This is a genomic window from Longimicrobium sp. (assembly GCF_036554565.1).
In the GTDB taxonomy this organism is placed as follows: domain Bacteria; phylum Gemmatimonadota; class Gemmatimonadetes; order Longimicrobiales; family Longimicrobiaceae; genus Longimicrobium.
On the sequence record NZ_DATBNB010000673.1, the window covers coordinates 1 to 14,014 of the forward strand.

13 protein-coding genes are annotated in these 14,014 nt (G+C 69.9%); 5 read left to right on the forward strand and 8 right to left on the reverse strand.

Translation table 11 applies throughout. The annotated features are described in order from the left end of the window. Positions 1 to 280: 280 nt before the first annotated feature. Positions 281 to 913, forward strand: a complete 633-nt coding sequence (locus VIB55_RS18655) for a response regulator (RefSeq protein WP_331878180.1) — start codon at positions 281 to 283, stop codon at positions 911 to 913. 2 nt (positions 914 to 915) lie between these two features. Beyond that, positions 916 to 1,860, forward strand: coding sequence for a HAMP domain-containing sensor histidine kinase (locus VIB55_RS18660; protein ID WP_331878181.1), 945 nt, complete (start codon positions 916 to 918; stop codon positions 1,858 to 1,860). Between the two features lie 513 nt (positions 1,861 to 2,373). On the opposite strand, the gene VIB55_RS18665 is transcribed toward VIB55_RS18660, so the two are convergent. The 5 genes from VIB55_RS18665 to VIB55_RS18685 form a co-directional block, all read right to left on the reverse strand. Continuing rightward, positions 2,374 to 2,766 (reverse strand): DUF3037 domain-containing protein, encoded by a 393-nt coding sequence (locus tag VIB55_RS18665; RefSeq protein ID WP_331878182.1) that lies wholly within the window; start codon positions 2,764 to 2,766, stop codon positions 2,374 to 2,376. Then, positions 2,763 to 3,599: a HipA family kinase gene (locus VIB55_RS18670; RefSeq protein ID WP_331878183.1), complete on the reverse strand. Its 837-nt coding sequence runs from the start codon at positions 3,597 to 3,599 to the stop codon at positions 2,763 to 2,765. The genes VIB55_RS18665 and VIB55_RS18670 overlap by 4 nt, the downstream gene beginning before the upstream one ends. 45 nt (positions 3,600 to 3,644) lie before the next feature. After that, positions 3,645 to 3,947 carry a DUF3817 domain-containing protein gene (locus VIB55_RS18675; RefSeq protein ID WP_331878184.1) on the reverse strand — a complete coding sequence of 101 codons (303 nt, stop codon included), beginning with the start codon at positions 3,945 to 3,947 and terminating at the stop codon, positions 3,645 to 3,647. Between the two features lie 46 nt (positions 3,948 to 3,993). Continuing rightward, positions 3,994 to 4,383: a DUF2809 domain-containing protein gene (locus tag VIB55_RS18680; protein ID WP_331878185.1), complete on the reverse strand. Its 390-nt coding sequence runs from the start codon at positions 4,381 to 4,383 to the stop codon at positions 3,994 to 3,996. A 1,211-nt stretch (positions 4,384 to 5,594) separates the two neighbouring features. Then, complete coding sequence (locus VIB55_RS18685; protein WP_331878186.1) at positions 5,595 to 7,886, reverse strand: Tex family protein; 2,292 nt, start codon at positions 7,884 to 7,886, stop codon at positions 5,595 to 5,597. Between the two features lie 190 nt (positions 7,887 to 8,076). Between VIB55_RS18685 and VIB55_RS18690 the strand changes: the two genes are divergently transcribed. Further along, positions 8,077 to 9,060 (forward strand): hypothetical protein, encoded by a 984-nt coding sequence (locus tag VIB55_RS18690; protein WP_331878187.1) that lies wholly within the window; start codon positions 8,077 to 8,079, stop codon positions 9,058 to 9,060. 323 nt (positions 9,061 to 9,383) lie between these two features. On the opposite strand, the gene VIB55_RS18695 is transcribed toward VIB55_RS18690, so the two are convergent. Together VIB55_RS18695 and VIB55_RS18700 are read right to left on the reverse strand one after the other, a co-directional pair. After that, positions 9,384 to 9,806: a hypothetical protein gene (locus VIB55_RS18695; RefSeq protein WP_331878188.1), complete on the reverse strand. Its 423-nt coding sequence runs from the start codon at positions 9,804 to 9,806 to the stop codon at positions 9,384 to 9,386. Continuing rightward, the gene (locus tag VIB55_RS18700; RefSeq protein ID WP_331878189.1) at positions 9,806 to 10,495 is read right to left on the reverse strand and encodes a ribonuclease HII; all 690 of its coding nucleotides are present in this window, start codon (positions 10,493 to 10,495) and stop codon (positions 9,806 to 9,808) included. The genes VIB55_RS18695 and VIB55_RS18700 overlap by 1 nt, the downstream gene beginning before the upstream one ends. A gap of 177 nt (positions 10,496 to 10,672) precedes the next feature. On the opposite strand from VIB55_RS18700, the gene VIB55_RS18705 reads away from it, so the two are divergent. Next, complete coding sequence (locus tag VIB55_RS18705; protein ID WP_331878190.1) at positions 10,673 to 11,167, forward strand: cation:proton antiporter regulatory subunit; 495 nt, start codon at positions 10,673 to 10,675, stop codon at positions 11,165 to 11,167. A 3-nt stretch (positions 11,168 to 11,170) separates the two neighbouring features. Further along, positions 11,171 to 12,394, forward strand: coding sequence for a cation:proton antiporter (locus VIB55_RS18710; protein WP_331878191.1), 1,224 nt, complete (start codon positions 11,171 to 11,173; stop codon positions 12,392 to 12,394). A gap of 93 nt (positions 12,395 to 12,487) precedes the next feature. Here VIB55_RS18710 and VIB55_RS18715 read toward each other — a convergent pair. Then, on the reverse strand, positions 12,488 to 14,014 hold a 1,527-nt coding region (locus tag VIB55_RS18715; protein ID WP_331878192.1), incomplete at its 5' end, for a PKD domain-containing protein.

The following is a 14,014-nucleotide window of genomic DNA, read 5'->3' on the forward strand; positions in this document are numbered from 1 at the left end:
GGAAAATGGGGATGGCTCTCCGGAGCCGTCCAAAACCCTTGGGGACGGCTCCGGAGAGCCATCCCGTTGTCAACTACATCCTTTTGGGCGCCAGAGGCTTGACACCGTGGCTCATAGAAGGATGACAGGATTTTGTGTGGGCGTCGGTCTCGGGACGGCGTGCATCGTAGGTCAGCCGACCCATGCCCGCCCCTGACCCGCACCCGTACCTTCCCATCCGATTCGACCGCGCGTGCATCAGGCCCGCGCATCCAATCAACCGTTACTGATCCCGGAACGAATGTCCCGCATCCTGCTCGTCGAGGACAGCCCCGACCTGGCCGAGGGGCTGCAGCGAAACCTGGAGATGGACGGCTACGAGGTGTCGCTGGCCATGAAGGGCGCCCACGCCCTGGCCCTGGCCACCAGCGACAAGCCCGACCTGATCGTGCTGGATCTCGGCCTTCCCGACCGCGACGGCTACAGCGTGCTCGAAGAGCTGCGCACCCGCGGCGCCACCTGCCCCGTCCTCATCCTTTCCGCCCGCAGCCTGGAAGCCGACAAGCTCCAAGGCTTTCGCCTGGGCGCCGACGACTACGTCACCAAGCCGTTCAGCGTGATGGAGCTGCTGGCGCGCATCTCGGCGCTGCTGCGCCGCGCGCGTGCCGCCGCCGCCCCGGCCGCCGCACCCGGAGCCGCCGAGGTGCCCAAGCCCGCCCCGCTCGCCGACGAGGCCCTGCGCGAGCGCTTCGGACTGACGGCGCGGCAGATCGCCGTCACCCGGCTGCTGGGCGAAGGCTACAGCAACGCCGAGATCGCCAAGCAGCTTTCGGTGAGCTACTTCACCGCGCGAAACCACGTGGAGCAGGTGCTGTCGAAGCTGGGCGTGTCCACGCGCGCCGCGGTGGGCTCCATCCTGTACGGGCAGGGCTGACGGTGGACCTGGGGCGGATGCGGCTGGCGCGGCGGCGGTCCTTGGTGGGGGGACATCTGGGCTCCGGCGTCCTGGCCGTGGCCTCGGCGCTGACCGCCGTCGCCGCGCTGGCGCTGGTGATGGCCGGCGGCTCGCTCCCCCGCTGGGTGGCTCCGGTCACGCTCGCGGCCGCGGCGATCGGACTGGGAGCTGGCGCCTGGCTTCAGCGCCGCGCCGAGCGCGAGGAGCGCCGCGTCCGCCGCGCCGTCGCGGACGGGCTGGCCCACGCGGTCCGCACGCCGCTGGCGCAGGTTCACATGCAGGCCGAGATGCTTCTCGCCGGCCGCACACCGTCGCCTGAGGAGCAGGAGCGTGCGTTGATGAACATCGACGGCGCCGCCCGCCGCCTGTCGCGCGCGGTGGAAAACGCCGTCGCCTTTGCAAGCCTGTCCAACCCCGGCCTGCTCCTCGTCCCCACGACCGTGGACCTCGGCGCGCTGATCGAGGATGCCGCCGCCGACGCCGCCGGCGCCTTCCGCGCACGCGGCATTGTGCTCGACGCCGATCCGCCCTCCGGCCTCCTGATCGACGCCGATCGGCAAGCGCTGCGGCTGGCGCTGGACAACCTGCTGGACAACGCCCTCCAGCACGGCGCGGCGGGGCAGCACGTGCTGTTGGCCGTCGGAGTGGATCGTGGCGGGCGGGCCGTGATCAGCATCACGGACGAGGGCGACGGTGTATCCAAGCGCGACCGGCTGCGCATCTGGCACCCATTCGCCCGTCTTTCCGCGCCGGGCCAGCCGGAGCGGAACGGGGGCCTGGGCCTGGCGATCGTCCGCGCGGTGGCGGAAGGCCACGGCGGCGACGCGTGGGTAGAAGCCGCCCCCCGCGGCGGCGCTCGCTTCTGCATCAGCCTCCCCGCGAGCACCATACCCGCTACTTCCCTGCCCCTCGCTGCGGCACTGTAGTTCCACCGACGAATCCGTGCACGCCCTCCGCCTCGCCCTGGCGGTTGAATTGAAACCGCAGCAACAACGGCCCAAAGTCCGCCTTCGCGGACCGCATCCGCTAGTCGGATGCACAGGGCCATCGGACGTGCAATCCGCCATCCTCAGCCCCAACCCGCACCCCGCGCCAGACCCGCCAGACCCGCCAGACCCGCCAGACCCGCCCGAGCCGCCAAACCCAAAGCACGCCCACACCCCGGCCGTGCGCGCCCAACCCTGTCATCCTGAGCCCCAAGCGCACCCCACTCGCCCGCGCTCCAAACCACGCGGGGCGAAGGATCTAGCTCGGCCGTAATCGTCAGGGCGCGGCAGCGGTCACAAACCCGTGGGCCTCGGTGCGGGACGTGGAGCGTGCACGGCCCCGGGCCCTCCCCATGGCGGTTGAACCCGCGTCTGGAACATCACGAAGTCCGCATGCGCGGATTGCATCCGCCGGTCGGGTGCACAACCCCAACGGACGCGCCGCCCGCCACGCTACGCCACGTGCGCATCGAACAACTCGGCGAGGGCGACCGCGGGGTCGCGGCAGAGCCCGCCATGCACGGCGCCGCACTGCAGCACATCCGATCGGGGCGCGGTGAGCCAGTGGAAGCGCTCCGATGGCGGAAGGAGCGCCACGGGCCCGCCGGCGGATTCCCCGTTGCAGATGGCGGCTAGGGTGTGCAGGTAGCGAGAGAGGAGTTCCACATCCACGTCCCCCACACGTTCCGCCAGTTCCGATGCATCCGTCGCCACGCGGATGCCGAGGAATCCCGCTGTGCGCGCGTGCAGCAGCACGCCGACAGGCACGCAGGTGCCCAGGTGCGGGTGCGGAACCGCGCGCAGGACCGCGAAGCTGTACGCAATCCAGGGAGTCTGTTCGCTCATCGGCGGCTCTGGACGCGGCGGGGGGGCTCGCGCCGCAGCGTCTCACGCGCCTCGATGGCCTGCGCAACGAACGCGCGCGGCGCCCGGATGCGCGTGCACAGGTAGTCGGCGTAGCGGGCGCGCGCCACCTCAGGATCCGGGAACTCGGATGCGATGGCGGGATCCTCAAGAAGCGCATCCGGCAGGCACGCGACGGCGTTGCGGATCACGTGCTCCTCCAGCGCCGACGCGATCTCCGCGTCCGCCGCCTCCAGGTCTCCGCTGATGGCGAGAAGTACGTGGTCCTTGATCAGCGGAAACGCCGTCCGGGTGCGCGCCTCGTCCACGCCGGGCCAGTTGTGCTGGGCGTACAGCGCGGCGCCGTGGTCGATCAGCCACGGCTTGCGATTCCAGATGAGCAGGTTGGGATTGCGTGCGGTGCGGTCGGGGTTGGTGGTGAACGCGTCCAGCCATACGATGCGCGTCGCCAGCTCCGGGCTGATGAACTCCCCCGCGGCCGCCGCCTGGAAGTTGAACGCGCCATCCAGGTAGCGCAGGCCCATGTTGATGCCCACGCTGGCCTTCAGCAGGTCCTGGATCTCGGGATCGGGCTCGCTGCGGCCGAAGTCCGGCAGCACCTCGATCAGCGCGATCTCGGGAACGGGCAGGTTCACCGCGCGAGCGATCAGCCCTACCAGCAACTCGGCCACGAGCGCCTTGGCGCCCTGCCCCGCGCCCCGGAACTTGGCGACGAACAGCCCGCCGCCGTCCGTGTCGACCACGGCGGGAAGGGTGCCCCCCTCGCGCAGCGGCTGCACGTATCGGGTGGCGATGTACACGGGCAGCTGCGTCATCCCGCGGCTCCTGTGGAGATCGGACGATGAGAGATGCGGGGGCGCTTACGCCTGCGGAGCCGAGACGCGGCGCAGGTGCGCATCGAACACGAAAGGTCCGAACGGGAGCACAGAAGCCGCCAGCGCCGCGACAATCCGCCGCAGCGGCCACCGCAACTCGACACTCACCTGGACAACGGCGGCGACATACAGCATGAAGAGGATGCCGTGCATCATCCCCACGACGCGCACCATCTGCGGCATTCCGGCAAGGTACTTCAGCGGCATCGCGACGCCGAGCAGCAGCAGAAACGAAGCGCCTTCCATCGTCCCGACGACGCGAAGGCGGTCCAGCGAGGTCTTGAGCACAGCGTACATCCTGAAACGGGAACCGGTCGACTCACACGCCGCAAAACTATGCGATTCCGCCGATTGCGCCAACCCGCGGACGCGCGACCACCCGGTCGATGAGCAAGGCCAGTGCGATCCCGACGGCGTAGCACGCCACGTCGCTCCACAGGAACCCGAACCCGAGCACCAGCCCGCCGAGGCGCGTGGCGCGAACCGCATCGATCCACGGCGCGTGGTACAGCTGCCCCACCTCGACGACGAGCGCGAACACCGCCGCGCCGACCGCAAGCCCCCGGATTGATGCACGCGGCCAGATCGCCGCAGCCAGCAGGTACACCATCGTCGCCCACAACACGTCACCCGCGTACAACCCAACCGCCGCCGGCAGCGAGCTACGGAACCGGCGGGTCGCGAGCCCGATGACGATCGTCGCGCCCGCTAGGGCCAGGAACACCGCCCGGCTCCGAACAGCTTGGGATAGCACGCGACTAAGGGAGCGCGAACCGCGCGGTGAGTTGGTCTTCGAGCATCTGTAGCTCGGGGTGGCCGATCGTTGTCTTTGTCACGCGTTCAATGTGCCCGTCCAGATGAGAGACGCTGCAGGCGAGAGTCGCCGAGATCACGGCGGATCTCCACCCGGGTTGTACGGTCGCGAGCCACGGCAGCGGAGCCTGAACCGCAACATCATGCTGCTGGACTGCTGCGGCGGGCCCGAAGACAGGTGCCACGATCTGCCACCGCTCCTGGAGCGAGTACGCATGTTCGGTGAGAACGAATGCCCATCGGAAGCCGAACAGGGCGACACCCGCATCACTCATGCGAAGGAGCTTCCCACGATGTGTTTCGGGACCCCGCGACGAATCGTGGATTCCTGTCCCCATTCCCATCGCAACCTTCAGGCGCTCTCGGAGTGCCCTCATCGCCAGCGTCAGAACGTCGGCAGAGGCCAGGAGGCGCTCCGATCGCCAAAACAGCAGGCGTGACGGATACACGTACGAGGTGGCCGGCTCCGCCCGCACTCGGACCGCGCGCCCCGACGGCGCTCTCGCGGTAGCGAGCGGAAGGCACGGTGCCCCGAACTGCTTCATTTCGGTGGCTTGGGAGCTTCGAAATGCCAGCGTGGCGGTCTCCGGCGGTATCGAACGCGTCAGGAGGACATAGCCGCGATCTTTCGCGTCGGACGCTGGCACATCGCGGTGGGGCAGAATGAAAACGTGCCCAGCGGGGCGGGGCGTCGTCTCGGTAAAACGGAGTCCCGACGGCATCGTTCGAGAGCGGGTCGGCGAGTGGCGAGGACGGGTGCGAACCACGAAGGTGGAAATGCGAAGGCCGGGAGAGCACCTCCCGGCCTTCTACAGCGCGTGTCTGACACCGGATTATTCGATGTCCTTGTAGTGCTCCGCGATGAATTCACGCATCTGCAAGCCGCTCTCCACCTGTGCCTCCAGGAAACGAGCATGCTCGTCCGCAGCACGCTTCTCCTCGCGAACCGCTCGAGCGGGGGCGTGGGGAACGGCGGGTCGCCTGGTGTTGCTCGGCTTCGGCTTCTGCGAAGATCGTGTTTTCATCGAACCTCTCTAACACGCGTTGATGATCGAGTCTAAACGTGCGGAGCGTAAATGTCAAAGGCCTCGAAGTACCGTAACATACGAGGATGCTCGCCGCTCAGCGTTTGGTGACGATCCGCATTCCGTTTGCCGCGATGCCATTCTTTGGCGGCTCGGGTTTGGGAGGCGCCGGCTTGGGAGCGGGCTTCGCCTCCGGCCTGCGCGGCTCCGGCTTCCCTGCCCCGGCGGGACGCTGCCCGGCTCCGGGCTTCGTGGCGCCCGGTGACTTCATCGACAGGGCGATGCGGTCGCGGGGCACGTCAACCGACATCACGCGCACGTTCACCCGGTCGCCCACGCGGACGATGTCGGCCGGGTCTTTCACGAAGCGGTCGGACAACTCGGACACGTGCACGAGGCCGTCCTGGTGCACGCCCACGTCCACGAAGGCACCGAACGCCACGACGTTGGTCACCGTGCCCTGCAGCGTCATCCCCTCCTTGAGGTCCGCCACCGTCTGCACGTCGTCGCGGAAGGCGGGCGCCTCGAACTGCTCGCGCGGGTCGCGGCCCGGCTTCTTGAGCTCGGCGACGATGTCCTCCAGCGTCGGCAGGCCCACGCCGTCGCCCACGTACTGGGACAGGTCCACACGCGAAACCGCGGCCTCGTTCCCCACCAGCGTCGTCATGTCTACCGACAGGTCGCGCGCCATCCGCTCCACCAGCTTGTAGCGCTCGGGATGCACGGCAGACGCGTCCAGCGGGTGCGCGCCGCCGCGGACGCGCAGGAAACCGGCGGCCTGCTCGTACGTCTTCGGCCCCAGCCCCGCGACCTTCTTGAGCAGCTCGGCGCGCGAGCGGAAAGGGCCCTCCTGGTCGCGTTGCGCGACGATCCGCTGCGCGACGGTGGGGCCGATACCCGCCACGTACGACAGCAGCGCGGGCGAGGCCGTGTTCAGCTCCACGCCCACGCGGTTCACGGCCGACTCCACCGTCTCGTCCAGCCGCCGCTTCAGGCGCGTCTGCGACACGTCGTGCTGGTACTGGCCCACGCCGATGGACTTGGGATCGATCTTCACCAGCTCCGCCAGCGGGTCCTGCAGGCGGCGGGCGATCGATACCGCCGAGCGCAGCGTAAGGTCCAGCTCCGGCAGCTCCTCGCGCGCCAGGTCCGACGCGGAGTAGATGGACGCGCCCGCCTCGTTCACCATCACCACGGCCGGGCGCGGGTCCACCGACACCTCGCGGACAGCGTCCTTGCACAGCTTGTCGCTCTCGCGGCTCGCGGTCCCGTTCCCCACGGCGACGAGCTCCACGGCGTGCTTGTCGATCAGCCGCGCCAGCTCCCGCCGCGCGCGGTCTTCCTGGTGCAGGTACACGACGCCGGTCTCCAGCAGCGCCCCCGTGCGGCTGACGACCGCCAGCTTGCACCCGGTGCGATAGCCGGGATCCACGCCCAGCACGGTGCGTCCGCCCGCTGGCGGCTGAAGGAGCAGCGCCTCCAGGTTCTTGCCGAAGATGGCGATGGCCTCCTCGTCGGCCCGCGTCTTCAGCTCCATCCGGATCTCCACCTCCACCGACGTCGAGATCAGCCGCCGGTACGCATCCTCCACCGCCAGCCCCATCTGCTCCGGCGCGCGGTGCCCATCCAGCCACTTCCGCCGCAGCGTGCCCACGATCGCCTCGTCGGGCGCCACGATGCGCGCCGTGAGGAACCCCTCCGTCTCCCCACGGCGAACGGCGAGGATGCGGTGGCTGGGCAGGTCCTTCACCGGCCCGCTGAAGTCGTAGTAGTCCTGGAACTTGCTGACCTCCTTCTCCTTACCACGTGCGGCCTTGCTCTCCAGCACGCCCTTGGCGCGCACCTGGTCGCGCACGTGCTGGCGGGTGGGGGCGTCCTCCGCGATCCGCTCCGCCACCACGTCCCGCGCCCCGGCCAGCGCATCGTCCGCCGCCGCGATGCCCTTCTCCGCGTCCACGAAGGACGATGCGCGAGCCGACAGCTCGCGGTCGCTCGTCTGCCCCGCCCACAGCAGCTCCGCCAGCGGCCCCAGCCCGCGCTCCAGGGCGATGGTGGCGCGCGTCCGCCGCTTGGGCTTGTACGGGAGATAGAGGTCTTCCAGCACCGACTTGGTTTCCGCGCGGTCGATGGCGGCTTTCAGCTGCGGCGTGAGCTTGCCCTGCTCGTCGATGGACTTGAGGATGGCGGCGCGGCGCTCGTCCATCTCGGCCAGGTACTCGTGGCGGTCGCGGACGTCGCGAAGGTGCACCTCGTCCAGCTCGCCCGTGGCTTCTTTGCGGTAGCGGGCGACGAACGGAATGGTGTTGCCGGCGAGCAGAAGCTCCAGCGCGGCGGAAACCTGCGGCGCGCGGAGCCCCAGCTCGGCGGCGATCTTTTCGGCGTACGGCACGGCAGTACGAAAGTGCGAAGTGCGAGAGTGCGAAAGTGGAGAGAAAGGTAAGGCCGTGGCGGGAGGCGGTCCACGATTGACAAACGCGCCACGACGCTGCTGACGGCCGTCCGGCGCGAACCTCGCATGGACACGCGGCGATGGTGTGCGCAACCGCGCGCGCCGGAGAGAGTTATGGTTGGGAGTGAGAATGGCGGACGATACGGGGATCTACAAGTTCGGCGCGCTGGTGTGCGGTTCGTTTATCGTCCTGACCGTGGCGACGGCCCAGTTCGGGCGGGGTGAGCAGCGTCCGGCCGTGGTGAAGCGCGATCCCCCGGCGCAGGTGCGGACGGCACTGACGAGCGCCAAGGCGGCGCGCACCTCCCGCGGAACGCTGGTCTGCACCCCGCAGGGCGGCACGCGTCCGCTGGGCGATGAAGTCCACGAAAGCTCCGGCGTCGCCGTCAGCGGCGCCCACGCGGGAATCTTCTGGACGCACAACGACTCCGGCGATCCGCTGCTGTACGCCATCGACGCGCAGGGGCGCATGGCAGGCACGGTTCGCGTCACGGGCGCGCAGGTGCAGGACTGGGAAGACGTTTCGCGCGCCCCCTGCCCCGGCGGCAACTGTCTGTTCGTGGCCGACATCGGCGACAACCAAGCCAAGCGGCCGTTCGTGACCGTGTACCGCGTCCGCGAGCCCGCGCCGAGCGACACCGCGTCCGCCCCGGCCGAAGCCATCCGCCTTCGCTATCCCGACGGTGCGCAAGACGCGGAGGCGATGTTCGTCTTGAACGGCGCCATCCACATCGTCACCAAGGGCGAAACGGGCCCCATCGCCGTCTATCGTGCCCCCGTCAGCGCCGCACCGGGCGAGCCGTCCACGCTGGAGCGCACCCGCAACGTGACGCCCGACAAGGTGAAGCGCTCCGAGCGCATTACCGGCGCCGACGCCAGCCCCGACGGCCGCTGGGTAGCCATGCGCACCTTGGACGACGTGGTGATCTACGCGGCTGCGGAGCTCATCGGATCGGCCCCGCTTGCCCCCCGCCGCGTCAGCGTGAAGTCGCTCGGCGAGAAGCAGGGCGAGGGGATTGGCTTTACGCCGGACGGCTCGCTGGTGCTCACCAGCGAGGGCGGCAAGAAGGAGGATGCGGCCACCTTCGCCCGCCTCGGCTGCACCCAGTCCTGACCGAAGGCGCCCAAGAACGCAAATCGGCGCGCCTCCGAAGCAATGGAAGCGCACCGAAACATCGAAGTGTACCCCCTCTCCCACGCTGTTTGTGGGAGAGGGTGGACGAGCCTAAGCGAGGACGGGTGAGGGCCCCACGGCAGCCGAGGCCTCGGTCACGGAGACCGCTGCCGCGCCCTGACTTGTACGTGCCCCACGCTAGATCCTTCGCCGCGTGAAGTCCGGCATGCGGGCCAATGCCGTGCGCCTGCGCCTCAGGATGACAAATTTCCGCGGATCAAGGACTTCAGCGGCGCACGCAGGAAAACGCGGAGCGCTCCCGTTCAGGACCTGCGCGGAAGCGCGGCCCGCCGCCCCCGCGAGCCGATGCGCGCGCCCACGGCCGCCGCGATCATCTGCACCAGCAGCCCGCCCGCGGCGACGGCAGGGGACACGTCGTTCCACGCGGCCGCGTCCAGCGCCTCGCCCACCAGGTTGGCCACCAGCCACACCACGATGGAAAACAGCCCCATCGCCACGCCGTGAAGGATGGGCGCCGCGCCCACCCGCGCGCCGGTAAAGAATCCGCCCAGCGTAAACCCCACCAGCAGCGCCGCCAACGTCAACGGCCCGGCGGAGCGAGAGCCCTCCACGATCAGGCCCAGCGCGTTCAGCGCCACAAGGACCAGCGAGGCCACGGCCACGCTCACGAACCATCCAAAACCCACCCACGAGGGGCGAACGTTCTCCAGGTGCTCGGTGTGCATCAGGCGGTCACAAGCTCGTCGGCGAAATCGAACTGGCAGGGCTGAAAGCTCCTGCGGTGATGCGGCGTAGGGCCCAGCCGGTCCAGCGCGTCCAGGTGCTCGGGCGTGCCGTACCCCATGTTCCGCTCCCACCCGTACTGCGGATACCGGGCCGCCAGCCTGGCCATCAGCCGGTCGCGGGTCACCTTGGCCACGATTGAGGCCGCGCTGATGCAGTGCACGCACCCGTCGCCGCCCACGAACGCCGTGTGCGTCTCCGTCCCCAGCTCCGGCACCGCCAGCCCGTCCACCAGCAGGTGGTCGGCTCCCCCCAGCCGCGCGATGGCCCGCTGCATGGCCAGCGCGGTGGCCCGGCGGATGTTGATGCGGTCGATCTCCCGGCACGACGCCGCGCCCACGCCGTAGACGAGCGCCGTCTGGATGATCTTCTGATACAGGTCCAGCCGCCGATCGGCGTTCAGCTTCTTGCTGTCGGCCACGCCCTCGATCCAGCAGTCGCGCGGCAGGATGACGGCCGCGGCGACGACGGGACCCGCCAGCGGCCCCCGCCCCACCTCGTCGATGCCGGCGATGCGGATCATCCCGCGGTCCCAGAAGCCCCACTCGGTCGCCAGCAGCTTGCGCAGCCGCTGCGGCGTCGGCTTGCGCTTGCGGGTGGTCTTGGCGGATTTCCGCTTGGCGGCAGGCATGCGGGAAAGTGCGTGAGTGCGGTAGTGCGGAACGACTTGCGCGGACGATAAAACAATCGGCCGATGTGCACAACGGGCGCGGGCCGGGTCTGGCCCGGAACCTGAACCCGGGGCAGATTGCGAATCGACAGGCGCGCGCCAGCGAAGCCGCCCCATTCACCCGGACCCGCACGAGCGATGGACGTCCGCGAGCACGATCTGCCCGGCGTGGGAAAGAAGTTCGCCGTCACCACCAACGACGGCGACCGGCTCACCATCATCATCCACAACTCGGGGCACCGCGAGATCTACTTCTTCGAGCGGGGCGAGGACTACCCGGCCTACGCCGTCCGCATGGAAGACTCCGAGGCCCGCAAGCTGGGGGCGATCCTGGGCGGCGCCTTCTTCCAGCCCGTGATGGCCGAGTCGATGGACGTCGTCTTTTCGCAGCTGTCCGTCGAGTGGATGAAGACGGGCTCCAGCTCGCCGCTGATCGGCAAGAGCCTGCTGGAAGCCCGGGTCCGCGAGCGCACGGGGGCCAGCGTCATCGCCATCCTCCGCAACGGCCAGGCGATACCCAACCCCCAGCCCGAAGACCGCATCGCGCCGGACGACACGCTGATGGTGGTGGGCGACCGCGAGCAGGTGGGGCGCTTCGGCGACCTGCTGCGCGGGCCCGGCCGCGACGGATAGGCGATGCACGGGGAGTTTCTCCTGGGCGCCGGCGCCGTCCTGGCGGCCCTGGCGCTGGCCGGCCTGCTCTTCGACCGGCTGCGGCAGTCCGTCATCCCCGCGTTCATCCTGCTGGGAATGGCCATCCGCCCGCTGGACGTGGACGCGCACCTGGTGGAGGTGCTGGCGACGCTCGGCGTGGTGCTGCTGCTGTTCTTCATGGGGCTGGAATTCTCCGTCGGCGCGCTGCTGCGCGACCGGCGGCGGATCGTCCGCAACGGCGGCATCGACCTGCTGGTGAGCTTTCCCGTGGGCTTCGTCGGCGGATTGTGGATCGGCGGCGGATGGACGGGCGCGCTCCTGATGGGTGGCGCCTTCTACGTGTCGTCCAGCGCCATCATCGCCAAGAGCACCATCGAGATGCGCCGCTCGGCCAACCCCGAGACGGAGGTGGCGCTGGGCGTGCTCGTGTTCGAGGACCTGTTCATGGCGCTGTTCCTGGCCCTGCTCTCCGGCGCCGTGCTCTCGGCCGAGCCCAGCGCCGGGGCCGCGCTGTGGGGGATGGGCAAGGCCGTGGCCTTCTTCGCGGCCGTCGTGGGGCTGGCGCTGTACGGGCGGCGCCTGCTGGACCGCGTGTTCGACCTGGACAATGACGACCTGTTCCTGCTGTTCACGGGCGGCGTGGTGCTCCTGCTCTCGTGGGGCGCGCTGGCGGCGGGGCTGTCCGAGGCCATCGGGGCGTTCCTGGCGGGGCTGCTGCTGGCGGAGACGGAGCACAAGGAACGCGCCGAGCGGCTGTTCGGCCCGCTGCAGGGGCTGTTCGCGGCGGTGTTCTTCCTGGGATTCGGCCTGTCGCTGGACCCCGCGTCATTCGCGGGGGTCTGGCCGTACGCACTGGTCTTGGCGGTGGCGGGAACCGCGCTGAAGATCGCTTCGGGAATGTGGATCGGTCGGCGCGACGGCTTGCCCAAGCGCAACGCCCTTGCCCTGGGGCTGACGCTGGTCCCGCGCGGCGAGTTCTCCATCCTGCTGGCCGGCATCGCCGTGACCGCGAACCGGGAGGCGGTCGGCGCCACCATCGCGCTTCTCGTCCTGGCCCTGTCGCTGGTGGGCACGGTGGGGCTGCGGTTCGCGCCGGAGATCGCCCGCTGGGTGTATCCGCGCAAACCCGGGCGCTCGCTGGAGGAGCGGGGCTTCTCCCCCGCCCTCGCCGCCTTCGACGAGGCGGGCGACACCAATCAGCGGTAGGCGCCGCTCCGTTCGACACGGGACGGAAGGCGAACGGCCGGGACGACCTCTTCGTCGTCCCGGCCGTCTGATTTCGCCAGCAGGCTCAACGCGTCACTGCACGGTGATCGTAACCCGGGTAGACCCGTGCTGCGCACCGTCCTTGTCCACCACCCACAGCCGCGCCGTGTACGTGCCCGGCGCCGCGTAGGCGTGGCCCTGGGCCGGAAGCGCGCCCTGTGCGCTGGCGCTGGTCCAGGGGGTGACCGCGCCGTCACCCCAGGTGATCCGCCAGTTCCAGGGGCCGTCCAGCGTGCCGGAGTCGGTGAAGCTGGCGTCGAACGCCACGCTGCCGCCCGGGGCGATGGTCGTCGGGCTGGTCGCGGTGAGCTGGGCGACGGGCACCGCGTTGGAAACGGCGAGCTCGCCGGTGTACTCGCGGATGGCCCCGTCCTTGTCCTTCACGCGAGCCTTCACCGACACGGTCCCCTGGTCGGGGCGCCCCGGACAGGTGCCCGTGAGCGACGAAGAGTAGGCTCCGAACCCGCTGCCGCAGTTGATGGCCACGGTCAGCGTCGCGCGGTCGGTGATCCCCTGATCCGCCACCGAGCCGAAGCCGAGGGTGAACGGGCGTCCCTCGACCGCCGCGCCGGGCATGTAGAAGCCTCCCCAGGGGCGGGCGTTGCGAACTTCGGCCGTGGCCGTGGCCGTGTCCGCCAGCCCGCCGGGATCGCGAACGATCAGCCGGACCTCGTACAGCCCGTTGTCGTCGTACCGCTTGCTCGGCGCAGGCACGTTCGAGGTGGTCCCGTCGCCGAAGGTCCACTCGTACGTCAGCTTGTCGCCGTCTACGTTGCTGATGGTGGGGGTAAACCGCACCGCCGCGCCTTCGTAGGCCAGGTAGGGGGAGATGGAGGTGATCTCCGGAGCGGTCTCCGTCCAGACGGGGGCCCACCGGATGGCCTGGTTGCGCCCGGTGCCGGCGACCTGGCGGCTGTTGTTGATGATCAGTCCGTGGTGGGCGGGAACGCCGTAGTAGTCGGCCGTGCCGGCCAGCTCGCGCATCCCGCCGCCCTGCGTCCAGATGAACGCGCGGGTGCTGGTCGAGGAGGTCCACGACCAGCCGGTCACGTCGCCGCCGTCGTTGATGTCCCTCGCCGCCGCCCTCGTGCCGCCCAGGGTTCCCAGGTCCTGCACGCCGCCGGCTGCAGTCCAGCGGACCGCGCGCTCCGCGCCGCCGATGTACAGCCATCCCGCGATCTCGCCGCGCGAGTTGATGGCCACGGGCCGGATGGCGTAGCCGCCGGGATGCGTGATCACACGCGGCGGGGCCCCGGGTGAGTGGATTACGGCCCCCAGCTGGCCGTCGCTTACCAGCACCTGCGCGGCGTCGTTGACGTCCACGGCCTCGCTCGCCACGCCCGGCGCCGAGCCCAGGTCCTGCAGGCCTCCGCCGGCGGTCCACCGGAACGCGCGCTTCACGCCGTCGGCGGCGTTCGCCCATCCCACCACCACTCCCGTGTTGTTGACCGCCACGGCGAAGCTCTCCCTCCCGCCGAAGGTGCCCAGGTTCACCATCGTGCCGCCGGGCGAGTGGATGAACGCGCGGCGCAGGTCCTCGCCGTCCGCGGTGCGCGGCAG

What these genes read in the sequence shown, in the direction of transcription:
- VIB55_RS18710 (WP_331878191.1), top strand. Translation starts at nt 11,171, where the DNA reads ATGCACGGGGAGTTTCTCCTGGGCGCCGGCGCCGTCCTGGCGGCCCTG.
- VIB55_RS18700 (WP_331878189.1), bottom strand. Translation starts at nt 10,495, where the DNA reads ATGCCTGCCGCCAAGCGGAAATCCGCCAAGACCACCCGCAAGCGCAAG.
- VIB55_RS18690 (WP_331878187.1), top strand. Translation starts at nt 8,077, where the DNA reads ATGGCGGACGATACGGGGATCTACAAGTTCGGCGCGCTGGTGTGCGGT.
- VIB55_RS18665 (WP_331878182.1), bottom strand. Translation starts at nt 2,766, where the DNA reads ATGAGCGAACAGACTCCCTGGATTGCGTACAGCTTCGCGGTCCTGCGC.
- VIB55_RS18670 (WP_331878183.1), bottom strand. Translation starts at nt 3,599, where the DNA reads ATGACGCAGCTGCCCGTGTACATCGCCACCCGATACGTGCAGCCGCTG.
- VIB55_RS18695 (WP_331878188.1), bottom strand. Translation starts at nt 9,806, where the DNA reads ATGCACACCGAGCACCTGGAGAACGTTCGCCCCTCGTGGGTGGGTTTT.
- VIB55_RS18655 (WP_331878180.1), top strand. Translation starts at nt 281, where the DNA reads ATGTCCCGCATCCTGCTCGTCGAGGACAGCCCCGACCTGGCCGAGGGG.
- VIB55_RS18705 (WP_331878190.1), top strand. Translation starts at nt 10,673, where the DNA reads ATGGACGTCCGCGAGCACGATCTGCCCGGCGTGGGAAAGAAGTTCGCC.